Below are 24,238 nucleotides of genomic sequence, written 5' to 3' on the forward strand. Positions count from 1 at the left end.
GCTCAGCTCTCCTCCGAATCGGGCCAGGTGATCCACCCGGCGGGTACCACCCCGTCCAGCCGGCGCGTCTCGCGCGGCGCCAGCACCCCGGTGCGCAGCAGCTCGCCCGCGACCAGCCGGGCCACCTCGATCGCACCCGGCGGGTTGAAGTGCGTGTCGTCCTGCTCGGCCGGCGTCCAGTTGAAGTACGTCTTCGTCGCCTCGGGCCCCAGCTCCTGCCACAGCGCCAGGGACAGCGCCGCCACGTCGAGCAGCGGCACGTCGTCCTCCCGCGCCACCGCCCGCATCGCCGCCGGGTACTCCCCGAGGGTGCGCTGCGCCGTCCCGGCGGCGTCGAACCGGCGCCGCTCCACCGAGGTCGCGAGCACCGGCAGCGCCCCGCGCTCGCGGGCGCCGGTCACGAAGACCCGCAGGTTCTCCTGGTACGTCGTCCACGGGTCGGTGCCGCGCGCCGGGTCCGCGGTCTTCTGGTCGTTGTGGCCGAACTGGACGATCAGCACGTCCCCGGGCCGTACGGCCCCGAGGACCGGGCCGAGCCGCCCCTCGGCGAGGAAGCTCTTCGTGCTGCGGCCGTTGACGGCGTGGTTGGCCACCGCGACGTCCCGGTGCAGGAAGAACGGCAGGGCCGTGCCCCAGCCGGTCTCGGGCGCGGCGTCGGCGTACTTCTGGGCGGCGGTGGAGTCGCCCACGAGGTACAGGGTGCGCATACGGGTCCCCCTCGGGGCTGCGACGGCGGTCGCTGCCCCGGCCGGGGCGAGCGCGAGGCCCGCCCCGGCCGCCAGCAGACCGCGGCGGGTCACGGTCACCGGCCCAGGCTCTTCCACTCGGCCTGGGCCTCGTTCAGCTGCTCGGCGAGGCTGTCGAGGAAGTCCTTCGCGGACATCGTGCCGAGCAGCACCTTCTGGAAGGCGGGCTCGTTGCCGGCCTTCGAGATGGTGTTCCAGTCCGGCAGGTGGTAAGGCAGCTGGACGATCCTGGTCCGGCCGCTGAAGAGGGCCTCGGCGGCCAGCCGGGTCGGCTCGGACTCCTGGATCCAGGCGTCCTTCGCGGCCTCGGTGTTCGACGGGATCGCGCCGGCCGACCTGTTCCACTTGCTGTTGGCCTCGTGGGAGGCGGCGTACTCGATGAACTTCCAGGCCGCCGCCTTGTTCCTGCTGGACGAGAACAGGCCGAGGCCGTCGACCGGGTTGGACACCTGGACGCGGGTGCCGTCGTCCTTGGTCGGGTTGGGGATGCCCCGGAACTTCCCGGTGCCGAGCGCCTTCACGTGGTCCTGGTAGGAGCCCAGGTTGTGGTTGAGCATGCCGATCTCGCCGCTGTCCCACTGCGCGACCATCTTGGTGAAGTCGTTGTTGACGTCGGCCGCGGGGGTCGTCCGCTTGAACAGCCCGGCGTACCTCTCCAGGGCCGCCACGTTCGCCGGGTCGTTGACGGTGGTCCTGTCGCCCTTCCAGAAGCTGGTGATGCCGCTCTGGCCGTACATGGCGTCCAGGGCCTGGGCGACGGACCCGGCGCCGCCGCGGATCGTGTAGCCGAAGCGGTTCCTCTGCCGGTCCGTCAGCCTCTCGGCCGCGGTGTGGAACGCCGACCAGGTGGACGGCTCCTTCAGGCCGGCCGCCCGGAACAGGTCGGTGCGGTAGTAGAGGACGCCGTTGTTGGCGGAGGTGGGGACGGTGAACAGCTTCCCCTGGCCGCCGGCCGACCTCACGTTCTCGACCATGCCCTCGTTGAGCTTCCCCTTGAGCGGGCTCGCCTCGAGCCGCGCGTCGAGGGGTTCCAGGGCGTTCTGCGCGGCGATCCCGGCCAGCATGGCCGCCCCGACGCCGCCGACGTCGGGCAGGCCGCCGCCCTGGATGGCCGTGTCGTACTTGGACTGGACCTCCTTGGAGGCGATCCCGACGTACGTGACCGTGATGCCGGGGTGCGCCTTCTCGAAGTCGGCGATGATCTCCTTCCAGATGTCGGTGCGGACACCGCCGTTGTTGTCCCAGAAGGTGATCTCGCCCTTGCCCGAGCCCTCGCCGCCCTTGTCGCCGGCGGCGCCGCTGCCGTCGTCGCCGCAGGCGGAGACGGTCAGCGCGAGCACGGTGGTCAGGGCGAGGGCGCAGGCGGCTCTGTGCCGTCCGCCAGGGAAGACGTTCATCGTCGGCTCTCTTCTCTCGGGTCGTGCGGGGGATCGCGGGTGGAGGTGGTGCCGGGAGCTGATGCGGGCCTAAGGGGTGATGCGGAACGCGGTGAACTCGGCCGTCCCGGCGTGCCCCGAGCCGGGCGGCGCCGCGGCGAACAGGCCGAGCAGCGCCCCGACCCACCGCCAGGGCGTCGCGGCGAACTCCTGACCGAGCGGAACGAATCCCCCGCCCGAGTCGGCCGCGAAGCGGCAGCGGGCGTCGGCGGTCAGTTCGATCCGCAGCAGGGCCCGGCCGCCGGGCGCGGGCAGCGACGGCGCCGCGTCCCGTTCCCGGCCGGCGCCGGCCGGGGCGAACCGGTGCACGAGCCGCACCGGGCCGTCGCCCTCACGGGCCAGCCCGATCCAGCTGTAGGCGTCGCCGAGGACCACGAGCCCGGCCCTCGCCCCGGGCGCCGTCGCCCGGGCGTCCAGGGCGAGCCCCACCTCCACGGCGCAGGCGCGGGCCGGCATCCGCTGGGTGAGGATCTGCGGCAGGGCCCGCAGATCGTCCAGGAGTTCGCCGCGCCCGCAGGTCAGGCGCAGCCCGTCGCCCGCGTGCCCGACGGTCAAGCCCTCCGCCGGGTTGGCCGTCCACTGCCACTGGCGCCCGAACCGCCCGCCCGGGAACCGGTCGTCGCACGCGGGCGCGGACGGCGGCTGGGCCGGCAGGTCCGGTTTCGGATGCACCAGGACCGGGCTTCCGTCGCGGCCGAGCACCGGCCAGCCGTCGGCGTCCCAGCGCATCGGCTGGAGGTGCACCACCCGTCCGTGCGCCCCGCGCTGCTGGAAGTGCACGAACCAGTCCTCGCCCCGGCCCGTGCGCACCCAGCCGCCCTGGTGGGGGCCGTTGACCGGGGTGTCGCCCTGGGCCAGCACCACCCGCTCCTCGTACGGGCCGAAGAACGACCGCGAGCGGAAGGCCCCCTGCCACCCCGTGGCCACCCCTCCGGCCGGCGCGAGGATCCAGAACCAGCCGTTGTGCCGGTACAGCTTGGGCCCCTCCAGGGTGAACCAGCCGGGGATCCGGTCGGCGTCGACGAGCGTCGTGCCCGCGTCCAGGAGCCGGGTGCCGTCCGGGCTCATCCGGTGTCCGGTCAGCCGGTTGTTGAAGCCCGCGCGGGACCTGGCCCAGGCGTGCACCAGATACGCCTCGCCGGTCTCCTCGTCCCACAGCGGGCACGCGTCGATCAGGCCCCGCCCCGCCTTCACCAGGTGCGGCTCGCTCCACGGACCGCGGACGGAGGGGGCGTTGACCTGCTGGATCCCGTGGTCGGGATCGCCCCAGAAGATCCAGAACCGCCCGTCGTGGTGGCGCAGCGACGGCGCCCACACCCCGGCGTCGTGCCGGGGCGCGGCGAACGCCGCCTCCGGCCGCAGCCGGTCGAGCGCGTGCCCGACCAGCGTCCAGTTGACGAGGTCGCGGAAGTGCAGCAGCGGCAGACCGGGCGCGCGTCCGAAGCTGGAGGCGGTCAGATAGAAGTCGTCACCGGCCCGGAGGACGTCGGGGTCGGACCAGTCGGCGGCGAGCACCGGGTTGCGGTAGGTCCCGTCGCCCAGGTCCCCGGTCGGCGGTCCGGGCTGCCCGTACGGGGGGATCACGACGCCACCGCCTCGCGGACGAGGGCCGCGGCGGCCGCCCGGTCGAGCCGGCCGTCGGCCACCACGGTGACCACCCGCCGTACCACCGTGCCGCCGGCGGGGACGTCGAGTCGCCGGTCGTGGGCGAGGGAGGAGCCGACGCCCGGATACTCGGCGGCGCGGACGAACCACGGATCGCGCCGGGTCTCCTCGTCCGCCCCGGCGAACACCAGCGTCCAGCCCTCCCCGGCCAGCGCGACCCAGTCGCCGCGCCGTGCGTGCACGGCGGCCTCGCCGTCCCCGGCCGCCCCGAACACCGCGGGCGTTGCCGCCTCCTTGGGGGCGCGCCAGAAGAACCCTCCGTACGCGGCGCCCGGCCGTCCGTTGGTCGCGGGGCTCCCGATCGACAGCCCCGTCCCCGACGCGTCGGTCAGCGCGAAGCGGAGGTCGAGGGCCCAGGCCGTGGCGCTCAGCGCCCGCACTCCGAGGACGCGTTCCTCCCGGAGGACGACTGCGCCCGCGGCCGTCCAGCTGAGCAGCTCGGTGAAACCGTCCGGCGCGAGCCGGGCGAAGCCCTCGTGCCGCTGGGTGCCGTGGTTGGCGAGCTCGGTCGGCCCCCGGCCGCGGACGAAGGTCCGCCCGCCCCAGAAGTTGTGCCCGGCCGCATCGGGCACCGCCACCGACACCCCCAGGTGGTGCGGGTGGTCGGCGGGCATCAGCTCGCTGACCGGCACCCCCGCCGGCGTCGTCACCGGGTGCAGATACGGGCGGGGGGAGTGGCGGGCCGACAGGCCGGGCCGGGTCGTGTACGAGGCCACCGTCCGCCCCGCGCAGCGCAGTTCCACGACGTCGGGCGCGGTCACCGGACCACCTCCCGCGCCCGCCGCGCCCAGGGCGCGCCCAGCTCGGAGAACAGCCTCAGCGTCTCGGCGCTCTCGTCGACGAGCCGTCCGATCCCGGGCACCGTCCGCCGCGGCCCGCCCTCGCCCCGCACCGTCAGCCAGAACTCCTCCGGCAGTTCCGCCGGGTCCGGAGCGCACCGCACCGCCTCCACCACCCGCATGAACGCGCCCGTCGCCTCCGGCGGCACCAGCAGCGGCTCGCCGGCCGTCACGTGCGCGACCAGGTTCTCCAGGAGCCCGGTCCGGCCGTGCGGGGTCTCCACCGGGCCGTGCCCGGCCCGCTGGAGCAGCACCCGGTCCCGCTTGTACCAGAACGTGATCCGCCCCCGGCTGCCGTGCACCACCACGTACGGCTCGGCGGCCGTCTCCGCGCACAGCGTCGCCGCGACCGTCACCTGCGGACCCGCCGCCGTCACGATCCGGACGCAGGAGGTGTCGTCGGACTCGATGGCGTGCGCCCGGGACAACTCCGTCTCGATGTGGACGACGTCCTCGGCGCGCGGGGCGCCCGCCAGCGCGAGCGCGGTGGCGACGGCGTGGGCCAGCGGGTTGGTCAGGGCCCCGTCGACGACGTCGGCGCCGTCGAGCCGCCGCCGTCCCGCCCACGGCGACCGCCGGAAGTACGCCTCGTCGCGCACCCACGCCCCGGCCCCGCCGACCCCGAGCAGCTCGCCGATCGCCCCGTCGGCGATCAGGTCCCGGATCGCGGGCACGGCGTGCGAGCCGAGGGACTGGAAACCGACCTGGCAGGCCACCCCGGCCGCCGCGACGCCGTCCGTCATCCGCCGGAACTCCGCGTACGAGGGCGCCGGCGGCTTCTCCAGGAGCAGATGGACCCCGCGCCGGGCGGCCACGAGCGCGAGCTCGGCGTGGGTGGCGATGGGGGTGCAGACGATCGCGATCCGCGCGCCGGTGGCGGCGAGCAGCGCGTCCAGGTCCGCCGACTGCGCGGGGGGCGCGCCGAAACCGGCCAGCTCGGTGGCGTCCAGCGGGCGCAGCTCGCAGACCCCGGCGAGCCGGACGAGCCCCGCCCCTTCGAGACGGCGCAGCTCCGTCAGGTGCCAGCGGCCGTGGCCGCGGGCCCCCGCGAGGACCACGGGCACGGGCGTGCCGGCCCGGCCGGCCGGTCCGGCCGGGGTGTTCGGGATGTCCGGGCTGGTCGGGCTCATCCCTTCACCGCCCCCGCGCTGAAGCCGGTGACCAGCCACTTCTGGATGAAGGCGAAGACGATCACCACCGGTACGGCGGCGATCACCCCGCCCGCCGCGAGCGCGCCGAGGTCGACGCTGTCCGCGCCCATCAGGGTGTTGAGGCCGACCGGGATGGTCTGCTTCTCCTGGTTGCCGAGGAACATCAGGGCGAAGAGGAAGTGGTTCCAGGCGTGGACGAAGGCGAAGGAGCCGACCGCGACCAGGCCGGGCCGCAGCAGCGGCAGCACCACGATGCGAAAGGCCCGGAACCGTCCGCAGCCGTCGACCCAGGCGGCCTCCTCCAGGGAGTACGGTACGTTCCGGATGAAGCCGCTGATGAGGATCATCGACAGCGGCAGCTGGAAGACGGTCTCCGCGATGATCACGCTGCCGAAGGAGTTGATCATCCGCAGACCGGCGAAGATCTGGAACAGCGGCACCAGCAGCAGCGCGCCCGGCACGAACTGCGAACACAGCAGCGCCAGCATGAACCCCTTCTTGAGCCGGAACTCGAAGCGCGCGAGGGCGTATCCGCCGGCCAGGGCCACCACCGTCGTCAACACGAGGGTGGCGATGCCGATGTACACGCTGTTCTCGAAGTAGGTGGCGAAGCCGCGCTCGGTCCACACCTTCTCGAAGTGGGCCGTCGTCATCGGCCACGGCACGAGCGAGGTGGAGCCGGCCGGGCGCAGCGCGAAGAGCAGGATCCAGTAGAAGGGGACCAGGGTGAAGAGGAGGTACGCGCCGAGCGGAAGGTAGATCTGCCAGCGGGGCACCTCGTCCCAGGCCCGGCGCCGCTCGCGGTCGCGGGGCGTGCCGGGCGGGGCGGCCGCTTCGGCCCGGACCTCGATCCGGTCGAGGACGGTCATCGGTTCTCGCCTCCGAACTTGCTCAGGCGCAGGTACACCGTCGAGCAGAAGAGCAGGATCACGAACGCCACCGTGGTCAGGGCGGAGGCGTAGCCGAAGTCATGGGCGTCCACGCTGGTGTGGGCGATGTACAGCGGCAGGGTGGTGGTCTCGCCCGCGGGCCCGCCGCCGGTCAGCGTGTACAGCAGGTCCACGTTGTTGAACTCCCACACCGCCCGCAGCAGCGTGGACAGCACGATGGCGTCCCTCAGGTGCGGCAGCGTGATGTGGAGGAACTGCCGCAGCCGGCTCGCCCCGTCGACCTCGGCCGCCTCGTACAGGTCCCTGGGGATCGACTGCAGGTCGGCGAGGATGAGGATCGCGAAGAACGGCACCCCGCGCCACAGGTCGGCCACGATCGCGGCCGGGAAGACGGTGGCCGTGTCGGACAGCCACGACGTGCCGTACGAGCCGATGCCCGCGTCCGCGAGGTAACGGGTGATGCCGGTCTGGGAGTTGTAGAGGAGCACCCAGATCGCGGAGGTCAGCACCCCGGACACGGCCCAGGGCGAGAACACCAGCGCCCGGCCGAGCGCCCGCCCCACGAAGGTCTGGTTCACGATCAGCGCGAGGGCCAGGCCGAAGAGCAGCTGGAGCGACACCTCGACCACGACCCACTTGAGGCTGAAGACCAGCGTCCCCCAGAAGTGCGGGTCCTCGGTGAACAGCTCGGTGAAGTTCGCGAGCCCCGCGAAGCCGTTCCGCCACGGTTTGGTGGGGTTGTAGTGCTGGAGGCTGTAAAAAAAGACGCTGAGCACGGGATACGCGATGAAGCCCAGCATCAGCAGCCCTGCGGGCGCGATCAGCAGATACGGCAGTCGGCGCGGGGGGCCCTTGGGGCGGCGGCGCCCGGGCGGGCGCACCGCCCGGGGCGATGGGGTCACAGCTGCGGCCATGACGCGGCTCCGTTCTGGTGCGTGGTGCGACGCGAGGGTGAAGCGCTTCGCGGACGACGTTCGGAATCTCGGACAGGCGGGACGGAGTGCCGGACCGGCGTGCCGGACCGGGGGTGCGGGGCGGCGGGGCCTGGGGCGGCGACCCCGCCGCCGGTCCGGGTGGGGGCGGTACGGAGGCTCAGCCCGCGTACGGGTCGGGCGTGACCCCCGGCCGGGCCAGGAACGCGAAGTCGCAGCCCGTGTCCGCCTGGGTGATCTGCTCGCTGTACAGGGCGCCGTAGCCCCGTTCGTAGCGCGCGGGCGGCGGCGTCCACTCCGCCCTGCGGCGGGCCAGCTCCGCCTCGTCCACGTCCAGGTGCAGCGAGCGGCCGGGGACGTCCAGGGTGATCGTGTCCCCGGTGCGGACCAGGGCGAGCGGCCCGCCGACGTACGACTCGGGCGCCACGTGCAGCACGCACGCGCCGTAACTCGTGCCGCTCATCCGGGCGTCGGAGATCCGCACCATGTCCTTCACCCCCTGCTCCAGCAGGTACGCGGGGATCGGCAGCATCCCGTACTCCGGCATGCCCGGACCGCCCTTGGGTCCGGCGCCGCGCAGCACGAGGACGTGGTCGGGGGTGATGCCGAGCGCGGGGTCGTCGATGGTCCGCTGCATCGTGCGGTAGTCGTCGAAGACGACGGCAGGACCGGTGTGCTTCAGCAGCCGCTGCTCCATCGCGATGTGCTTGATCACCGCCCCGTCCGGGCACAGGTTGCCGCGCAGCACCGCGAGCCCGCCCTCGGCCGCCAGCGGCCGCTCCCGGGGCCGGATCACCTCCTCGTCGTGGACCAGCGCGCCCGCCAGCTGCTCCCGCAGCGTCGCGTGCGCGACCGTGGGCCGGTCCAGGTGCAGCACGTGCGTCAGCCGCGACAGGAACCCCGGCAGGCCGCCGGCGAAGTGGAAGTCCTCCATCAGGAACCGGCCGCCCGGCCGCAGGTTCGCCAGCACCGGCACCGTGCGCGCGATCCGGTCGAAGTCGTCGAGCGTGAGGCGCACTCCGGAGCGCCCCGCCATCGCGATCAGATGGATCACGGCGTTCGTCGAGCCGCCCAGCGCGAGCACCGCGGCGACCGCGTCCTCGTACGCCTCCCGGGTCAGGATCCGCGACAGCCGCACGTCCCGGCGCACCAGCTCCACGATCCGCATGCCCGAGGCGGCCGCCATCCGGTCGTGCCCGGAGTCCACCGCGGGGATCGACGACGCGCCCGGCGCGGTGACGCCGAGCGTCTCCGCCGCGGCCGTCAGCGTGGAGGCCGTGCCCATGGTCATGCAGTGGCCGGGGGAGCGGGCGAGTCCGTTCTCCAGCTCGGCCATCTCGCAGTCGCCGATCCGCCCGGCCCGCTTCTCGTCCCAGTACTTCCACATGTCCGTGCCGGAACCGAGGGTCTCCCCGCGCCAGTGCCCCGGCAGCATGGGACCCGCCGGCACGAACACCGCCGGCAGGTCGACCGACGCCGCGCCCATGAGCAGCGCCGGAGTCGACTTGTCGCAACCGCCCATCAGCACGGCCCCGTCGACCGGGTACGAGCGCAGCAGCTCCTCGGTCTCCAGGGCGAGGAGATTGCGGTAGAGCATCGGCGTCGGCTTCTGGAAGGTCTCCGACAGCGTCGACACCGGGAACTCCAGCGGGAAGCCGCCCGCCTGCCACACCCCCCGCTTCACCGCCTGCGCGCGGTCGCGCAGATGGACATGGCACGGGTTGATGTCCGACCAGGTGTTGAGCACCGCGATCACCGGCTTGCCCAGGTGCTCCTCGGGCAGGTAGCCCAGCTGCCGGGTCCGCGCCCGGTGACTGAAGGACCGCAAGCCCTCCGTGCCGTACCACTGGTGGCTGCGCAGCTCCTCGGGACGCCGTCCCGCACCGGCGCTCATACCGGCCACCCGACGGCTATCCGGGCGACCTCGGCCCGGGCGGCCTCCGGCAGCCGGCGGCTCGGCGGCCGGGTGTCGCGCCGGCACAGACCGAGCGAGGCCAGCGCCTCCTTGACGACCGTGACGTTGTCGGCGCTGCCGTCCGCCGCCCGCAGCTCCTCGAAGCGGCGGATCCGGGCCCACACCTTCATGGCCGCCGGGTAGTCGCCGGCGCGCAGGGCGTGCAGCATCTCCAGGGAGAGGGTCGGTGCGACGTTGACCAGGCCGGAGGTGAAGCCGGTCGCGCCACCCGCGAAATAGGAGGGGGCGTACGGCTCGGCCAGCCCCGCCACCCACACGAACCGCTCCAGGCCCGCGTCCCGCGCGAAGCCGGCGAAGCGCGCCGCGTCCGGCACGGCGTACTTCACGCCGATCACGTTCGGACAGGCGTCGGCGAGCTCGGCGAGCCGGACCCCGCTCAGCCGGGGGGTGCGCACGTACGGCACGATCCCGAGCTCCGGCACGGACTCCGCGATGGCCCGGTGGTAGTCCACCCAGCCGGATGCCGAGACGTACGGATGCACCGGCTGATGCACCATCAGCATCCCGGCGCCCGCCGCGCGGGCGTGCCGCGCGGTCTCGACGGCGGTCGGCAGGTCGTGGCCGACACCGACCAGGACGGCGGCCCGTCCGGCGGCCTCCTCGACGGTCAGCTCGGTGACGCGGCGGCGCTCTTCGGGGGTGAGGGCGTAGAACTCGCCCGTGTTCCCGTTCGGGGTCAGGGTGCGCACCCCCGCGTCCAGCATCCGGCGCAGCAGCGCCCGGTGGGTGCCGGTGTCGAGGCCGCCGTCGGCGGCGAACGGGGTCACGGGGATGGCGACCACGTCGGCGAGCGCGGCCCGCAGGTCGTCGAACGGCACGGTCACTCGGACTCCTCGGAGCGGGGGAAGGCGCGGGCCACGAACGAGGCGATGTGGTCGTGGACGGCCCGTCCGGCCCCCTCGACGTCCCCGGCGGCGGCGAGGCGCAGGATCTCCTCGTGCTCGGCGGCCTCCCGCTCCCAGGAGGGAACGGCCGCCCACGCCACCGTGGACACCAGGGCCGCCTGGTCGCGGACCTCGTCGAGCATCCGGCCGAGCAGCGGATTGCCGCAGGGGAGGTAGAGGGCCCGGTGGAACTCCCGGTTGGCGAGGGAGCGTTCGGCCGTGTCACCGGCGAGGGCCGCCCGGCGCAGCGCCTCGCGGGCCGCCTCCAGGGGCGCGCCGGCCGCCACCGTCCTGCGGACCGCCTCCGGTTCGAGCAGCAGGCGCACGTCGTAGACCTCGCGGGCCATGTCGGCGTCGACCATCCGGACCGTGACGCCCTTGTACTGGTTCAGCACCACGAGCCCGCTCCCGGCGAGGGTCTTCAGCGCCTCGCGCACCGGGGTCTTCGACACGCCGAAACGGGCGGCGAGTTCGGTCTCCACCAGCGCCTGTCCGGGACTGAGGCCGCCGGTGAGGATGTCGTGTTTGATCGCCTCCAGGACGAACTGGGTGCGGGAGGGGATGGGGCTGGGGGCGGCGAAGGCCATGACGCACTCTCAGATCTCGCGTATCGCGTCTCATATATGACGTACGAAGTGCAACGCCGATGAAGCTAGAGGGGTGTCGGGGCGTCGTCAATGCTTCGCGCACGAGGAAGGGAAAGCGCTTGCTGTCGTGGACGCGGCGCGACCCCGCCGGCCGGGTGCCGACGGGGTCGCCGTGACCTGGGGAAGGGGACGGTCAGCGCACCCCGAGCAGATGCTCCAGGGCCAGCTGGTCCAGCCGCTCGAACGCCATCGAGCGCTCCGCCGCCGCCCGCGCGTCGAAGGTCTCGTACGCGGTCGGGTCGGCGAGCAGCCCCGCGAGCCCGTCGGCGGCCGTCGGGAGGGCCAGTTCGTCCAGGCGGGAGGCGGCCAGGGCGGCGACGACCTCGGGGTCGGCCCGGAAGGCGGCCGCCCGCTCCTTGAGGATCAGGTAGTTGCGCATGCAGTTCTTCGCCGACTCCCACACCCCGTCGAAGCCGTCCGTGCGCACCGGCTTGAAGTCGAAGTGGCGCGGGCCCTCGTAGCCGGCCGTCTCCAGGAGGTCGACCAGCCAGAACGCCTGCCGCAGATCGCCCGCGCCGAACCGGAAGTCCTGGTCGTACTTGATGCCGGACTGGCCGTTGAGGTCGATGTGGAAGAGCTTGCCCGCCCACAGCGCCTGCGCGATGCCGTGCGGGAAGTTGAGCCCGGCCATCTGCTCGTGGCCCGTCTCCGGGTTGACGCCCACGAGCTCGGGCCGCTCCAGGCGCTCGATGAAGGCCAGCGCGTGCCCGACGGTCGGCAGCAGGATGTCACCGCGCGGCTCGTTGGGCTTGGGCTCGATCGCGAAGCGCAGCTCGTACCCCTGCCCGGTGACGTACTCGCCGAGCAGGTCGAAGGCCTCCTTCATGCGGTCCAGCGCGACCCGGACGTCCTTGGCGGCGCCCGACTCGGCGCCCTCCCGGCCGCCCCAGGCGACGTACACCGAGGCGCCCAGCTCGACGGCCAGGTCGATGTTGCGGATCGTCTTGCGCAGCGCGAAGCGGCGCACGTCCCGGTCGTTGGCGGTGAAGGCGCCGTCCTTGAAGACCGGGTGCGTGAACAGGTTGGTGGTGGCCATCGGCACCTTCAGGCCGGTGCGGTCCAGGGCGGCCCGGAAACGCTTGACGGCCGTATCGCGCTCGCTCTCCTCCGCTCCGAACGGAATGAGGTCGTCATCGTGGAAGGTGACGCCGTACGCGCCGAGCGCGGCGAGCCGTTCGACCGACTCGACCGGGTCGAGGGCCGGCCGGGTGGCGTCCCCGAAGGGATCGCGACCCTGCCATCCGACCGTCCACAGGCCGAAGGTGAAGCGGTCGTCGGGAGTGGGGAGGAGGTTCTGCGGCATGTCCGGCTCCTTCGCGAGGCTGGCCGCCAGATTTGTTTTCTGAGATAACTAATACCGCCGGGGAGCCGTCGGGCGCCAGCCCGCACCCGGCGAACGAGAGGTGGCCCATGCCCCAGCGTCCCGTGGTCATCGGCGTCGACAGCTCCACCCAGTCCACCAAGGCCGCCGTCGTCGACGCGGAGGACGGCACGCTGCTCGCCCTCGGCCGTGCCCCGCACACCGTCACCGGCGAGTCCGGCGCCCGCGAGACCGACCCCGAGAACTGGTGGGGCGCCCTCGCCCTGGCCGTGGCCGACGCCCTGAAGCAGGCCGCCGTCCCGTCCGCCGCCGTCACCGGCATCGCCGTCGCGGGACAACAGCACGGTCTGGTCGCCCTCGGCGCCGACGGCCGCCCGCTGCGCCCGGCCCTGCTCTGGAACGACACCCGCTCCGCACCCGAGGCCGCCGCCCTCACCACCGCCCTCGGCGGCCCAGGCGCCTGGCTCGCCCGCACCGGCTCCGTCCCCGTCGCCGCGATGACCGCCGCGAAATGGCAGTGGCTGCGCGCCCACGAACCCGCCACCGCCGACCGCACCGCCGCCGTCCGGCTCCCGCACGACTTCCTCACCGAACGGCTCGCCGGCATCGCCGTCACCGACCCCGGCGACGCCTCCGGCACCTGCTGGTACGACACCGCGCACGGCGCCTACGACCCCGAACTGCTCGCCCTCCTCGGCCTCGACCCCGCCCAGCTCCCGGCCGTCGCGCCCAGCGCCGCCACCCGCGCCGGCTCTCTCACCCGCACCGCCGCCGACGCCCTCGGCCTCCCGCCCGGCATCGCCGTCGCCGTCGGCACCGGCGACAACATGGCGGCGGCCGTCGGCCTCGGCCTCGGCGGCGCCGCGGGCGGCGACGGACTCCTCGACCACCCGGTGGTCAGCCTCGGCACCTCCGGCACCGTCTTCGCCGCCACCCGCACCCGCCCCGCGAGCCCCGGTCTCTCCGGATTCGCCGCCGCCGACGGCGGCTACCTCCCACTCGGCTGCACCCTCAACTGCACCCTCGCCGTCGACCGGATCGCCACCCTCCTCGGCCTCGACCGCGAGGACGCCGCACCCGGCGACGGCCTCGTGCTCCTGCCGTACCTCGACGGCGAACGCACCCCCGACCTGCCCCACGCCACCGGACTGCTCACCGGACTGCGGCACTCCAGCACACCGCGCGCGCTGCTCGGCGCCGCCTACGAGGGCGCCGTCTTCACCGTGCTGCGCGCGCTCGACGAACTCCTCACCGCCTGCGGGCTCGACCCCGCCGACCAGGCCGTACGCGACCGGCCGCTGCGCCTCATCGGCGGCGGTGCCCGGGGGCGCGCGTGGACCGGGACCGTACGGCGCCTCTCCGGCCGCCCCCTCGTGGTGCCCGCCGCGACCGAACTCGTCGCCCTCGGCGCCGCCGCCCTCGCCGCCGCCGCGGTCACCGGCGCCGCACCGGTGGCGCTCGCCCGGGCCTGGGGAACCGGCGAGGGCGAAACCCTGCCCCCCGTGCCCCGGGACGAGGAGACCTGGACCCGCATCGCGCACGTCCTGGACAGGGCGGCCCCCACGCTCCTGAGCTGAGCGGACCGGGCCGTCCACGAGAACCGGGCCCGAGCGGAGGGCCGTACGAGAACCGGGCTCACGAGCGGAGGGCCGTACGAGAACCGGGCTCACGAGCGGAGGGCCGCACGAGAACCGGGGCCCAGGAGCGGAGGGCCGTACGAGAACCGGCGCCGAGCCGAACCGGGCCGCCCCGAGGGCCGCGCCGGGCGGGCGGCGCCACCGGCCCGCCCGGCCGCCGCCCGCAGGACCCCGTGGGCTCAGCGGTGGGAGAGCAGCGCCGCCGGGCGGTGCCCCCGCTCCGGGACGTCCCGTGCGTCGACGGCCACGGACGGCAGTGGCCGCGCGAGCCCACAGGGCTCCGTGCGGCAGAGGGCGAAAGGACGGACCACGGCCAGGACCTCGGCGGCGAAGCACCTGCCCGCCAGGAGCCCGCCCGGCACCGCGACACATGAGTGCACGGCGTCGGCCGCAGTCGGCGCGGGAAGGGGTGAACGAGGGACGGACGGCACCGCCCTGGCCGATCAGGCCGCGCAGGCCGCGCGGAGCCGCGTCACCGGTCGGGTGGGGCTCGGCGGACCGGCCTAGGAACGGCGGCGCGGCTTGCCGGACCGCCCGCCCCGGGGGGCCGCGCCCCCGCCGCCGGACCGGCGGCGGGCGCCGGAGCCCGAGGGCTTCTGGCCCTGCTTCGGCTTCTCCGAGCGGCCGCTCCCGGCACCCTTGGCGTTCTTCGCCGCCTTCGCGGCCCTGTCCGTCTTCGACGCCTGCTCGTCGGAGCGGCGGCCCCGCGAGCTGTTCACGGTGCGCCCCCGCACGATCCCGATGAAGTCCTCCACCAGATCGGTGGTCGCGTCCTCCGGCCACGACAGCGCCACCTGCGACTGCGGCGTCCCGGTCAGCGTCCGGTACGTGAGGTCCTTGCGGTGGTACAGCCGGGCCAGGGACTGCGGCACCACCAGAAGCCCGATCCCGGCCGCGACCAGCTCGATCGCGTCGGCCGTCGTCGCCGGCCGCTCGAAGGCGGGACGGCCCGGCGGCGCCTCCCAGTCCAGGGTGTCGTCGAGCGGATGCAGCACGATGTCGTCCGCGATGTCCTCGACGGTGACCTCCTCCGCCGCCGCGACCAGGTGGTCCTTCGGGACGACGACGACGGTCGTCTCCGTGTACAGGGGGATGGCGCTCAGCTCCGTACGGTCCACCGGAAGCCGCAGGAACGCGGCGTCGGCGCCGCGCCCGCGCAGCAGCCCCGCCGCCTCGGCCGCCTCCACCTGGACCAGCTCCAGCGGCACGTCCGGCAGGCGCTCCTGCCAGATCCGCACCCACTTCGAGGGCGTCACCCCCGGCACGTACGCCAGCCGGAAGGACACCGCCGGGGGAGCGGAGGGAGCGGGGGCACTGGGGGAGGAGCTTGCGTCCGAGCCTGTCACCAGCCCAGATTACCGGCCGTGGTCGGCGGGGGCGCACCCGACCGATATTCTTGTCGGTATGACGCAGCACCAGACCGCCCAGACGATGAAGCCCGCCACCGCGGCCAAGAAGCTGGGCGTGTACCTCGATGCCACCCCCGCCGAGTTCCGCGAGGGTGTCGTCTCCCGCTCCGAGCTCAACGCGCTCCAGACCGATCCGCCGGAGTGGCTGCGCGAGCTCCGCCGCAACGGCCCGCACCCCCGGCCCGTCGTGGCGGCCAAGCTGGGCATCTCCATCTCCGGACTCGCCCGCGGCGGCGTCACGGAGGCCCTGACCACCGAGCAGATCGAAGCCCTCAAGGACGAGAACCCGGAGTGGCTGCAGAAGGAGCGCGCCACCCAGGCCGAGGTCCGCAAGGAGGCCGCCCGCATCAAGGAGAAGCGCGCGGAGGAGGCCGCGAAGGCCGCCGACCGCGACTGATCCGTAGAGGTCGCATCCCCCGGCGGGGATCCTCCCGGAGGGGAGGGTCCCCGCCGGACTTCTCCGCACCGGAACTATTTCGGATGCGGCGTCTCCGCCCCCGGTGGTGGAATCGCCGGATGGGAAGCGACACACCGACGACGACGGTCGACCGGGGGCGGTTCGCCCACGCGGTCACCCCCTGGGAGGAAGCCGCCTGGCGCGAGGCCGCCCTCGACTGGGCCGAGCGGCAGCTCGCCCGCCACGGCCTGCGCGCCACCGGCGTCCGAGAGGTACGGGTGCGCCCCTGGTCGGTCATCATCCGCTTCCCGACCGGCCCGGGCGAGCGCGACGCAGCCTGGTTCAAGGCCGGCGCGCCGAGCAACGCCTTCGAGGCGGGCCTCGGACACGCACTCGCGCGATGGGTTCCCGAGCACGTCCTGACCCCGCTGGCGGTCGACGCCGACCGCGGCTGGTCCCTGCTCCCCGACGGCGGACCGCTGTTCCGGCACGTCCTCGACACCGGCGACGCCGGACCGGCCAACTGGCCGGCGGCGGTCGGCCAGTACGCGCGCATGCAGCGCGCCCTCACCCCGTACACGGACCGCATGACGGCCCTCGGCGTCCCCAGTGCCCGCACCGGACACCTGCCGGGCATCTTCGACGACCTCGTCGAGAGCAACCCCACCCTGGACCCGGCCGACCGCCGCTCCCTGCGCGCGCACCGCCCCCGCCTGCTCGACTGGTGCGCGGAACTCGACGCCGTCGGCGTCCCCGACTCGCTCGACCACTGCGACCTGCACGACGCCCAGCTCCTCGCCTCGGGCCCCGGCCGCTTCACCTTCTTCGACTGGGGCGACGCCGCCGTCGCCCACCCCTTCGCGAGCCTCCTCGTCCCCGCCCGCGCCGTCCGCGACCGCTACGGCCCCGACACCATGATCCGCGTCCGCGACGCGTACCTGGAGCCCTGGAACGACCTGGGCCCCACCCTCCCGGAACTCCGCCGCGCCGCGACCCTCGCCGTCCGCCTGGCCGCCGTCGGCCGCGCGGTCTCCTGGTTCCGCCTCTTCCCCGGCACCCCGGCCACGGACTGCCACGAGGCGAGCGCCCACTGGATCCGGGAACTCTTCACCGCACCGGATCTTCTCTAGGGCGCGTACGGAAAGCCTGCCCGGCCGCGTCACCGCCGTCCCCGCCGCCGAGGTCGAGGACCCGCAGGGAGCCGGTTCCCGCCCCGCCGAGGTGCCGGGCCAGATCGGCCTCGGCGACGGTGTACCGCAGTCGTCCCCACGGGGCCTGCTGCCCGGCCCGCCACGCGTCGACGGCGGCGTCGGACGAAGCGGTCCGCGACCCGCTCCGAGCCGGAGCCGGAGCCGGAGGAGGAAGTGGTGGCAGAGGCGGGGGGTGCCTGACGTCTCGGTCATGCGCCCTGACCCCGGCCGCCGTGCCTCCCCCGCTCCGCTCCGTTCGTCCTGCTCGGTGCGGAACGAACGCCGGCGGCAGCAGCGGCACCACTCCCAGCACCACGCTCTCCTCGTTCCCCTCCGCGCGGGACGCACCCCAGCGCGAGCAGCGGCACCGCCCCGAGGACCAGCCACGGCACCGCACCGCCGAGGTCGAGCAACGCTCCGACCGGTGCGCCGGCCGCGAGGACCGCGAGGCCGGACAGGGAGGCCAGGGCGCCGGTGAAGAGGCCGAGGCGACGCTCGTCGACGAGGTTCGGCAGCAGCGCCCGGGTCGCCGGCAGCACCAGCATCTGGCCGAGCGTGAGCAGCACCGTGAAGACCGCGGCCGCCGCGACACCCGGCAGCTCCCGCAGCACCGCCGTCGCCCCGAACGCGCCGGAGACGAGGACGAGTCCGGCCCGCACCATGCCCGTCCGGCTCAGCCGGGCCGCGGCGAGCCGCTCCAGCGGGGCCGAACCGCACACCACGAGCACCGACGACATGGCGGGCGACGACGCCTTCGTCTCGCCGCTGCTCGCCCTCGGCGCCTCCGGCGGCATCCTCGCCTCCGCGCACCTGGCCACCGACCGCTTCGCCGCGCTCGCCGACGCCTGGCGCGCGGGCGACACCTCCCGCGCCCGCGCCCTCGGACACCGCCTCGCCCGCCTCTCGACGCGCCTGTTCGCCGAACCCAACCCGGCCGTCGTCAAGGGAGTCCTGCACGCCCGGGGCCGCATTCCCACCCCGGACGTACGGCTCCCGCTGCTCCCGGCCTCCGAGGAGGCGGTGGCGGCGGCACTGAGGGAACTGGCCGAGGCCGAGTCGCAGGCCGCGTCGGCGACCGAGTCGACGGCCGGCTGACCGGCGCGCGGCGGGCCGCGGCCCGCCGTGGCGGCGCACTCGGCGGGTGCGGTGCTGTGCGGTGCGGTGCGGTGCGGTGGCGGTACGGGGCAGGAGGCCGACGGCCGGGTGTTGCCCCTGGTCCCGACGCCTCCTGCTCGCCGCCGCGGGGGCGCTCCTCATCGCCGTCCCCTCATCCGCTCCCGCCGGAGGAGGGACGCGCCGACGCCGACCTGACGGCCCGTCAAGGCCGTGGCAGGGGAATGTCCCGCCTGACCTCGTTCGTCCCCGACGTGGCGTGCCGTCAGATCAACAATGGGTAACGGAAAGGGATATGGCGGGCAGAATCCTTCCCTCCGGTAGCGGCGTCCTGGGATCTTGCGTCCACCCCACACATCACAGGGCCCGGCCGGTGCCACCAGCTCCTCCGGGCCATCGGAGGACGCATTGTTTTCCCACATATCGAGCCGGCTGAGACTGCCGGTCGCGGCCGCCGTCGTCGTCGGCGCCACCGTCGCCCTCACCGCCCCCGCGCAGGCGCAGGTCCTGCCCGTGGAGAAGGCGGCCAAGGAGGCCCGCACCGCCCCGGCCGCGCAGGCGCCGGCGAAGTCCGCGGCCGGCGCGCAGGCCGCCACGGCCGCCTGGGCCGCCGGTACGCGCGCGTACCTGGTCATCACGACGCCCGGTGACACCACGGCCGTCCGCACGGCCGTCACCTCCAACGGCGGCACCGTCTTCGCCGCCTACGACGCCATCGGCGTCGTCGTCGCCCACTCGACCTCCGCCTCCTTCGCCGCCACCATGCGCGGCGTCGCCGGGGTGCAGCAGGTCGGCGCGACCCGCACCTCCGACGTCCCGGCCGACGCGTACAACCCGGCGCTGCCGGCGAACCCGTCGCAGTCCACGACGACGCTGAACGAGACCAACCGCTGGGACATGACCCAGATCAAGGCCGACCAGGCATGGGCCGTCACCACCGGCTCCGCCGCGGTCAAGGTCGGCGTCCTGGACACCGGCGTCGACGACCGGCACCAGGACATCGCCCCCAACTTCAACGCCGCGGACTCCGTCTCCTGCGCCTACGGCAAGGCCGACACGCGCGCCGGCGCCTGGCGCGACGTCGGCACCCACGGCACCCACGTCGCCGGCACCATCGCCGCCGCGAAGAACGGCAAGGGCGTCATCGGCGTCGCTCCCGGAGTGAAGATCTCCTCCGTGCGCATCGCCGAGCCCACCACCAGCCTGTTCTTCGCGGAGAACACCATCTGCGGGTTCATGTGGGCGGGTGACCACGGCTTCAAGGTCACCAACAACAGCTATTACACCGACCCCTGGCAGTTCAACTGCCCGGACAACGTCGACCAGGCCGCCATCATCGAGGGCGTCCGCCGGGCCCAGGCCTACGCCGAGTCCAAGGGCTCGCTCCAGGTCGCCGCGGCCGGCAACGCCAACTACGACCTGGCCAACAAGACGACCGACACCGAGAGCCCCAACGACTCGACCCCGGTCACCCGCACCCTCACCAACGCCTGCATCGACATCCCGACCGAGCTGCCGGGCGTGGTGACGGTCTCCGCGCAGGCCAACGGCGGCGCGAAGGCCTCGTACTCCAACTTCGGCAACGGCATCATCGACATCACCGCCCCGGGCGGCGACGGCGCCAGCGGCGTCTACTCGACCCTGCCGGGCGGCAAGTACGGCTCCATGAGCGGTACGTCGATGGCCTCCCCGCACGTCGCCGGTGTCGCCGCCCTCCTCGCGAGCGTGAACCCGTCCTACACGCCGGCCGACATCCGCAACGCCCTGGCGACGCAGGCCACCGACAGGGCCTGCCCCTCCGACAGCCGCTGCACGGGCACCACGGCCAAGAACGGCTTCTTCGGCGAGGGCCAGGTCGACGCGCTCAAGGCGGTCGGCGGCGCGACCCCGCCGCCCACCGGCCCGTACTTCGAGAACCTCGCGGACGTCACCATCGTCGACAACGCGACGGTCGAGAGCCCCATCACCGTCTCCGGCGTCGCCGGCAACGCCCCCGCGACGCTCAAGGTCGGCGTCGACATCAAGCACACCTACCGCGGTGACCTGGTGATCTCCCTCGTCGCCCCGGACGGCACGGTCTACCCGCTGGAGGACTTCGCCAACAGCGACAGCGCCGACGACGTCGCCAAGACCTACGCGGTCAACGCCTCCGCCGAGACGGCGAACGGCACCTGGAAGCTCCGCGTCCAGGACATCGCCTCCCAGGACACGGGCCGCGTCGACGCCTGGAACCTGACCTTCTAGACCGCCTCACGGGCCGCCCGCCCGACGCACGCCGAGCCCCCGGGAGAAGACTCCCGGGGGCTCGGCGCGTACGGTCGGCGCGTACGGTCGGCGCCTACGCGTCCGCGGCCGGGGCCTCCCGCGGTACGTCGAGGACGAAGAACAGGAAGCAGGGCCGGGTCGCGAGGTCCCGGAACCCGTCGGGGAACAGCTCCCGGGCGGCCGGGTCGGGCCGGGGCTCGCTGATGACCGCAAGACGGAACCCGGCGTCGGCGAAGGCGTCCGTCATCGCGTGCAGCGGCATGCGCCAGAACCTCATCGGGGCGGACCGCCCGCCGAAGTCCCAGTCGAAGCCGTAGTGGGTGGTCGCGAAGTAGTCGGGCCGGGGATCCTGGAAGGTGTAGGCCACGAAGGGGTGCTCCACCGACGCGATCAGGCGGCCGCCGGGCCGGAGCACGCGCCGCAGCTCGCCCAGCGCCGGGCCCCAGTCCTCCAGGTAGTGCAGCACCAGCGATGCGACCACGTCGTCGAACGCGCCGTCGGCGAACGGCAGCGGCTCGGCCAGATCGCCCACGTGCAGGTCCGCGTCCGCACCGAGCCGCCGCCTGGCCAGCGCCACCATCGCGGCGCTGGCGTCGATGCCCGTGACGACCGCGCCGCGCTCGCGCAGCGCCGCGGACAGCGGGCCCGCGCCGCAGCCGGCGTCCAGGACGCGGCGCCCTGCCACGTCCCCGGCGAGGGCCAGCATCGCGGGCCGCTCGTAGTGGGCGTTGACGAGGTTGTTCTCGGTGTGCGCCGCGTACGCCTCGGCGAAGCCGTCGTAGTCGTTCGCCCGCGCGCGGGGCCGGGCGTCCGTCACCGCGTCACCGTCGCAGGGCACGCAGCAGGGCCACGGCGCCGAGCACCGGCACGACGAGCGAGAACAGGCCGAGGAGCAGCAGCTCCATCGGGCCGATCCGCGGGGCCGCCAGAAGGAGGGCGCCGCCGAGGAGGAGGACGGGGACGGCGGCCGAGGTGGCCGTGCCGATGACCTTCTCGCGGGTCTTCCAGTGCGGGGAGCCCCACAGCAGGACCAGGCCCGCGACGAGGGCGACGGAGCCGGCGACCGCGCTGAAGAGGAAGACCAGGCCGGCGCAGCCGAGCAGGGTCACGGTCAGCCGGGTGCGCGCCGGCCGGTCGGGGGCGGTGGCCGCGGGCGCCCTGCCGGCGAGCGGCTCCTCGGCGAGTGCGGAGGCCGCCACCGTACGGGGCTCGCCGAGATCGGCCAGGACCGTGCGGAGCTCCTGCTCGCTCACGGCTCCGCTGACCTCGACGTGCTCCCGGAGGTCGGCGAGGAGCTCGGCGCGGCGCTCGGCGGGCAGCTGCGCGGTCTCCCGCGCCACGGCGTCGAGATACGCGGTGACGAGCGGGTGGTCGGTGGTGTTCATGAGCGGTCCCCCTGCGGGTCGTTGAGGAAGTGGTCGACGGCGTCCCGGAACTGCGGCCATGCCCGGGTGAAGTCGGCGAGCGCCGCCCGGCCCATGGCGGTGAGCGTGTAGTAGCGGCGGGGCGGGCCGCTCGGCGATTCGCGGAGCTCGGTGTCGACGAGCCCTTCGCGGCGCAGTCGCGACAGCAGGGGGTAGATCGTGCCCTGGCTGGTGGTCATCACGCTGACCGCGGAGAGCTCGGAGAGCAGCTCGACGCCGTATCTCGGCCCGTCCCTGAGCAGCGCGAGAACGCAGTGCTCCAGCACTCCCTTGCGGAGCTGGCTGGGAACCCTGCCCCCCGCCTCGTTCATTGCGTCACCAGGAACCATGCAATGCAAGATAGCTGTCAGGGGGTGGTCCACACAAGGCGACCCGGAACGCGGCCCTCAGCCGGCCGAGAGCCGCGTCTCCGTCGGAGAGAGCAGAATCCCCGTCAGGCAGCCGGCCGGTGAGGGCGCGGCCGGAAGGATCACGTTGGGCTGCGGGGAGGCCGTCAGGGCGTCCAGGACCTCGCCCGCCGGGTAGCCGAACACGTCCACGTCCCCGAGCACCACCGGCACGGCGGCAGGCCCTCTCGCCGCCGCGTCGCCGCCGCACCGGGTGAGGTGGACGAGCGCCAGCCCGTCCACCGTGTGCTCGGCCCGGCCCCAGCGGTCGGCCGTGTCCCCGCACACCAGCAGGTCCAGGCCCTCGTACGAGGCCGAGAAGGACCACCCGGTTCCGCAGACCCAGGTCCGGCGGACGTCCGCAAGCGTCGCGACGGCCCACTGGGCGCCGCGCTCCGGCATGCCGAACCGCAGCAGGCCCGCACCGCGCGGCAGCACGAGCCCCACCCCGGGCAGCACCTCGAACACGCCCCGATCGTGCCCCGGCGCGCGGCGCCGGGCAACGCCTACGCGTCCAGCGTGATCGCCTGGACGGGGCAGGCGCGGGCCGCCTCGCGGACGAGCGTTCCGCTCCCGCCGTCTTCGCGGCCGGGGAGGACGGTGCCGAAGCCGTCGTCGTCCTGCGCGAAGACGTCGGGCGCGACCAGGGCGCACTGCCCGGCGCCGATACAGACGTCCGTGTCGAGGGAGATGCGCATCGGCCGGTTTCCTCTCACCAGGTGACGGGGAGTTCGAGCATGCCCTGGATCGTGTCCCCGGGCTTGAAGGGGATGTCCTCCGCGGGCGCGGCGAGTCGCAGCCCGGGCAGCCTGCGCAGCAGCGTCCCCAGCGCGATCTCCAGCTCCGCGCGCGCCAGGTTCTGCCCCAGGCACTGGTGGATCCCGAAGCCGAACGCCACGTGGTGCCGCGCGGGCCGCGCCCAGTCGAGCGTGTCCGGATCGGCGTAGACCTCGTCGTCCCGGTTGATGACGGACGTGGCGAAGACGACGCCCTCGCCCGCCCGGATCACCACATCACCGACCTCGACGTCCTCGCGCGCCACCCTCAGCATGCCGTCCGCGATCGACAGGAAGCGCAGCAGCTCCTCCACCGCCGTGGGCAGCAGGGCCGGATCGGCCCGCAGCTCCGCGAGGCGCTCGGGATGGCGCAGCAGCGTGTACGTTCCCAGGGAGATCATGTTGGCCGTGGTCTCGTGCCCCGCGACCAGCAGGATGGTCGCCAGCTCCACCAGCTCCCGGCGGTCGGGCCCGCCGTCCTCGCGGCCCCGCGCCACCAGGTCGTCGAGCACCCCCTCGCCGGGTTCGGCCCTCTTGCGGTCGATCAGGTCACCCAGGTATCCCTCCAGGCGTTCGAGGGCGTCCTCGGTGTCCGCGCCGGTGGGGCCGCGCAGCAGCCGGCGGGACTGCTCCTCGAAGAAGTCGTGGTCCTCGTACGGCACGCCGAGCAGGTCGCAGATGACGATCGACGGCACCGGCAGGGCGAACGCGCCGACCAGCTCGGCCGGCGGCCCCTTCTCCTCGATCGCGTCGAGGAGCCGGTCGACGGTCGCCTGGATCCGCGGCCGCAGGTTCTCCGTGCGCCGCAGCGAGAAGCCCGGGATCAGCGGCCTCCGCTGTGCGTTGTGTTCGGGGTCGTCCCAGCCCAGCAGCGCGGCCCGGCGCCGGCGCACGCTCGCGATCCGTTCGGTCGGCAGCGGGAAGTCGTCCCGGGTGGAGTCGGTGGACAGCCGCTGGTCCGCGAGGAGGGCCCGGGCGGCCCGGTGTCCGGTGACGAACCACACCTGGCGTCCGTCCCAGAGGGTGACGCGCGACAACGGGCGTTGCCCGCGCAGGGAGTCGTAGGCGGCCGGCGGGTGGTAGGGGCAGGTCCGGTCCTGGGGAAAGGCCACGGCTTCGGTCATGTCTGGACCTCGCAGACGGCTGGGCATCGGT

General features: G+C 74.1%; 24 protein-coding genes. 5 read left to right on the forward strand and 19 right to left on the reverse strand.

The features are described 5' to 3' along the window. Positions 1 to 2: 2 nt before the first annotated feature. The 11 genes from ABD954_RS32610 to xylA form a co-directional block, all read right to left on the reverse strand. Complete coding sequence (locus tag ABD954_RS32610; protein WP_345491556.1) at positions 3 to 806, reverse strand: rhamnogalacturonan acetylesterase; 804 nt, start codon at positions 804 to 806, stop codon at positions 3 to 5. Next, complete coding sequence (locus ABD954_RS32615) at positions 803 to 2,143, reverse strand: ABC transporter substrate-binding protein (RefSeq protein WP_345491558.1); 1,341 nt, start codon at positions 2,141 to 2,143, stop codon at positions 803 to 805. Before ABD954_RS32615 ends, ABD954_RS32610 begins: the two co-directional genes overlap by 4 nt. Positions 2,144 to 2,212: 69 nt before the next feature. Beyond that, positions 2,213 to 3,766 carry a glycoside hydrolase family 43 protein gene (locus ABD954_RS32620; RefSeq protein WP_345491560.1) on the reverse strand — a complete coding sequence of 518 codons (1,554 nt, stop codon included), beginning with the start codon at positions 3,764 to 3,766 and terminating at the stop codon, positions 2,213 to 2,215. Further along, positions 3,763 to 4,608: a DUF6807 domain-containing protein gene (locus ABD954_RS32625; RefSeq protein WP_345491562.1), complete on the reverse strand. Its 846-nt coding sequence runs from the start codon at positions 4,606 to 4,608 to the stop codon at positions 3,763 to 3,765. The genes ABD954_RS32620 and ABD954_RS32625 overlap by 4 nt, the downstream gene beginning before the upstream one ends. Next, entirely contained in the window at positions 4,605 to 5,816 is a 1,212-nt protein-coding gene (locus tag ABD954_RS32630; RefSeq protein ID WP_345491564.1) for a Gfo/Idh/MocA family protein, read from the reverse strand. The genes ABD954_RS32625 and ABD954_RS32630 overlap by 4 nt, the downstream gene beginning before the upstream one ends. Next, positions 5,813 to 6,706, reverse strand: coding sequence for a carbohydrate ABC transporter permease (locus ABD954_RS32635; RefSeq protein WP_345491565.1), 894 nt, complete (start codon positions 6,704 to 6,706; stop codon positions 5,813 to 5,815). The genes ABD954_RS32630 and ABD954_RS32635 overlap by 4 nt, the downstream gene beginning before the upstream one ends. Further along, positions 6,703 to 7,641: a carbohydrate ABC transporter permease gene (locus ABD954_RS32640; protein WP_345491567.1), complete on the reverse strand. Its 939-nt coding sequence runs from the start codon at positions 7,639 to 7,641 to the stop codon at positions 6,703 to 6,705. Before ABD954_RS32640 ends, ABD954_RS32635 begins: the two co-directional genes overlap by 4 nt. A gap of 178 nt (positions 7,642 to 7,819) precedes the next feature. Then, on the reverse strand, positions 7,820 to 9,553 hold the full coding sequence (gene araD / locus ABD954_RS32645) for an L-arabinonate dehydratase (RefSeq protein WP_345491569.1): 1,734 nt from the start codon (positions 9,551 to 9,553) through the stop codon (positions 7,820 to 7,822). After that, positions 9,550 to 10,458, reverse strand: a complete 909-nt coding sequence (locus tag ABD954_RS32650; protein WP_345491571.1) for a dihydrodipicolinate synthase family protein — start codon at positions 10,456 to 10,458, stop codon at positions 9,550 to 9,552. Before ABD954_RS32650 ends, araD begins: the two co-directional genes overlap by 4 nt. After that, positions 10,455 to 11,105 (reverse strand): GntR family transcriptional regulator, encoded by a 651-nt coding sequence (locus ABD954_RS32655; RefSeq protein WP_345491572.1) that lies wholly within the window; start codon positions 11,103 to 11,105, stop codon positions 10,455 to 10,457. Before ABD954_RS32655 ends, ABD954_RS32650 begins: the two co-directional genes overlap by 4 nt. A 193-nt stretch (positions 11,106 to 11,298) precedes the next feature. After that, positions 11,299 to 12,468 carry a xylose isomerase gene (xylA, locus tag ABD954_RS32660; protein ID WP_345491574.1) on the reverse strand — a complete coding sequence of 390 codons (1,170 nt, stop codon included), beginning with the start codon at positions 12,466 to 12,468 and terminating at the stop codon, positions 11,299 to 11,301. 107 nt (positions 12,469 to 12,575) lie between these two features. Between xylA and xylB the strand changes: the two genes are divergently transcribed. Next, on the forward strand, positions 12,576 to 14,063 hold the full coding sequence (xylB, locus tag ABD954_RS32665; RefSeq protein WP_345491576.1) for a xylulokinase: 1,488 nt from the start codon (positions 12,576 to 12,578) through the stop codon (positions 14,061 to 14,063). A gap of 563 nt (positions 14,064 to 14,626) precedes the next feature. Here the strand turns inward: xylB and ABD954_RS32670 are convergent. Next, positions 14,627 to 15,469, reverse strand: coding sequence for a LysR family substrate-binding domain-containing protein (locus ABD954_RS32670; protein WP_425584091.1), 843 nt, complete (start codon positions 15,467 to 15,469; stop codon positions 14,627 to 14,629). Positions 15,470 to 15,527: 58 nt separating this feature from the next. On the opposite strand from ABD954_RS32670, the gene ABD954_RS32675 reads away from it, so the two are divergent. Both ABD954_RS32675 and ABD954_RS32680 read left to right on the forward strand, forming a co-directional pair. Next, positions 15,528 to 15,929, forward strand: coding sequence for a DUF5997 family protein (locus tag ABD954_RS32675; protein ID WP_345491578.1), 402 nt, complete (start codon positions 15,528 to 15,530; stop codon positions 15,927 to 15,929). Positions 15,930 to 16,048: 119 nt separating this feature from the next. Then, positions 16,049 to 17,059 carry an aminoglycoside phosphotransferase family protein gene (locus ABD954_RS32680; protein WP_345491580.1) on the forward strand — a complete coding sequence of 337 codons (1,011 nt, stop codon included), beginning with the start codon at positions 16,049 to 16,051 and terminating at the stop codon, positions 17,057 to 17,059. 269 nt (positions 17,060 to 17,328) lie between these two features. Here the strand turns inward: ABD954_RS32680 and ABD954_RS32685 are convergent, their stop codons facing one another. Continuing rightward, complete coding sequence (locus ABD954_RS32685; protein WP_345491582.1) at positions 17,329 to 17,856, reverse strand: MFS transporter; 528 nt, start codon at positions 17,854 to 17,856, stop codon at positions 17,329 to 17,331. On the opposite strand from ABD954_RS32685, the gene ABD954_RS32690 reads away from it, so the two are divergent. Further along, positions 17,855 to 18,214 (forward strand): dihydrodipicolinate synthase family protein, encoded by a 360-nt coding sequence (locus ABD954_RS32690; RefSeq protein WP_425584092.1) that lies wholly within the window; start codon positions 17,855 to 17,857, stop codon positions 18,212 to 18,214. The genes ABD954_RS32685 and ABD954_RS32690 overlap by 2 nt on opposite strands. A gap of 456 nt (positions 18,215 to 18,670) precedes the next feature. Beyond that, positions 18,671 to 20,476: a S8 family serine peptidase gene (locus ABD954_RS32695; protein WP_425584118.1), complete on the forward strand. Its 1,806-nt coding sequence runs from the start codon at positions 18,671 to 18,673 to the stop codon at positions 20,474 to 20,476. Positions 20,477 to 20,570: 94 nt separating this feature from the next. On the opposite strand, the gene ABD954_RS32700 is transcribed toward ABD954_RS32695, so the two are convergent. The 6 genes from ABD954_RS32700 to ABD954_RS32725 are packed head-to-tail and all read right to left on the reverse strand — an operon-like array spanning position 20,571 to position 24,207. Continuing rightward, entirely contained in the window at positions 20,571 to 21,314 is a 744-nt protein-coding gene (locus ABD954_RS32700; RefSeq protein WP_345491586.1) for a class I SAM-dependent methyltransferase, read from the reverse strand. Between the two features lie 4 nt (positions 21,315 to 21,318). Continuing rightward, positions 21,319 to 21,882 carry an HAAS signaling domain-containing protein gene (locus ABD954_RS32705; protein ID WP_345491588.1) on the reverse strand — a complete coding sequence of 188 codons (564 nt, stop codon included), beginning with the start codon at positions 21,880 to 21,882 and terminating at the stop codon, positions 21,319 to 21,321. Then, entirely contained in the window at positions 21,879 to 22,250 is a 372-nt protein-coding gene (locus ABD954_RS32710) for a PadR family transcriptional regulator (RefSeq protein WP_345491590.1), read from the reverse strand. Before ABD954_RS32710 ends, ABD954_RS32705 begins: the two co-directional genes overlap by 4 nt. A gap of 57 nt (positions 22,251 to 22,307) precedes the next feature. Continuing rightward, entirely contained in the window at positions 22,308 to 22,775 is a 468-nt protein-coding gene (locus ABD954_RS32715; protein WP_345491592.1) for a hypothetical protein, read from the reverse strand. A 38-nt stretch (positions 22,776 to 22,813) separates the two neighbouring features. Beyond that, positions 22,814 to 23,005, reverse strand: a complete 192-nt coding sequence (locus tag ABD954_RS32720; RefSeq protein ID WP_345491594.1) for a ferredoxin — start codon at positions 23,003 to 23,005, stop codon at positions 22,814 to 22,816. A 14-nt stretch (positions 23,006 to 23,019) separates the two neighbouring features. After that, complete coding sequence (locus ABD954_RS32725) at positions 23,020 to 24,207, reverse strand: cytochrome P450 (protein ID WP_345491596.1); 1,188 nt, start codon at positions 24,205 to 24,207, stop codon at positions 23,020 to 23,022. Positions 24,208 to 24,238: the final 31 nt, after the last annotated feature.

The organism is Streptomyces roseoviridis (assembly GCF_039535235.1).
Lineage (GTDB): Bacteria > Actinomycetota > Actinomycetes > Streptomycetales > Streptomycetaceae > Streptomyces > Streptomyces roseoviridis.

What these genes read in the sequence shown, in the direction of transcription:
- ABD954_RS32720 (WP_345491594.1), bottom strand. Translation starts at nt 23,005, where the DNA reads ATGCGCATCTCCCTCGACACGGACGTCTGTATCGGCGCCGGGCAGTGC.
- ABD954_RS32725 (WP_345491596.1), bottom strand. Translation starts at nt 24,207, where the DNA reads ATGACCGAAGCCGTGGCCTTTCCCCAGGACCGGACCTGCCCCTACCAC.
- ABD954_RS32640 (WP_345491567.1), bottom strand. Translation starts at nt 7,641, where the DNA reads ATGGCCGCAGCTGTGACCCCATCGCCCCGGGCGGTGCGCCCGCCCGGG.
- ABD954_RS32655 (WP_345491572.1), bottom strand. Translation starts at nt 11,105, where the DNA reads ATGGCCTTCGCCGCCCCCAGCCCCATCCCCTCCCGCACCCAGTTCGTC.
- ABD954_RS32710 (WP_345491590.1), bottom strand. Translation starts at nt 22,250, where the DNA reads ATGGTTCCTGGTGACGCAATGAACGAGGCGGGGGGCAGGGTTCCCAGC.
- ABD954_RS32705 (WP_345491588.1), bottom strand. Translation starts at nt 21,882, where the DNA reads ATGAACACCACCGACCACCCGCTCGTCACCGCGTATCTCGACGCCGTG.
- ABD954_RS32630 (WP_345491564.1), bottom strand. Translation starts at nt 5,816, where the DNA reads ATGAGCCCGACCAGCCCGGACATCCCGAACACCCCGGCCGGACCGGCC.
- xylA (WP_345491574.1), bottom strand. Translation starts at nt 12,468, where the DNA reads ATGCCGCAGAACCTCCTCCCCACTCCCGACGACCGCTTCACCTTCGGC.
- ABD954_RS32685 (WP_345491582.1), bottom strand. Translation starts at nt 17,856, where the DNA reads ATGTCGTCGGTGCTCGTGGTGTGCGGTTCGGCCCCGCTGGAGCGGCTC.
- ABD954_RS32635 (WP_345491565.1), bottom strand. Translation starts at nt 6,706, where the DNA reads ATGACCGTCCTCGACCGGATCGAGGTCCGGGCCGAAGCGGCCGCCCCG.
- ABD954_RS32675 (WP_345491578.1), top strand. Translation starts at nt 15,528, where the DNA reads ATGACGCAGCACCAGACCGCCCAGACGATGAAGCCCGCCACCGCGGCC.
- ABD954_RS32690 (WP_425584092.1), top strand. Translation starts at nt 17,855, where the DNA reads ATGGCGGGCGACGACGCCTTCGTCTCGCCGCTGCTCGCCCTCGGCGCC.
- ABD954_RS32680 (WP_345491580.1), top strand. Translation starts at nt 16,049, where the DNA reads ATGGGAAGCGACACACCGACGACGACGGTCGACCGGGGGCGGTTCGCC.
- ABD954_RS32615 (WP_345491558.1), bottom strand. Translation starts at nt 2,143, where the DNA reads ATGAACGTCTTCCCTGGCGGACGGCACAGAGCCGCCTGCGCCCTCGCC.
- xylB (WP_345491576.1), top strand. Translation starts at nt 12,576, where the DNA reads ATGCCCCAGCGTCCCGTGGTCATCGGCGTCGACAGCTCCACCCAGTCC.
- araD (WP_345491569.1), bottom strand. Translation starts at nt 9,553, where the DNA reads ATGAGCGCCGGTGCGGGACGGCGTCCCGAGGAGCTGCGCAGCCACCAG.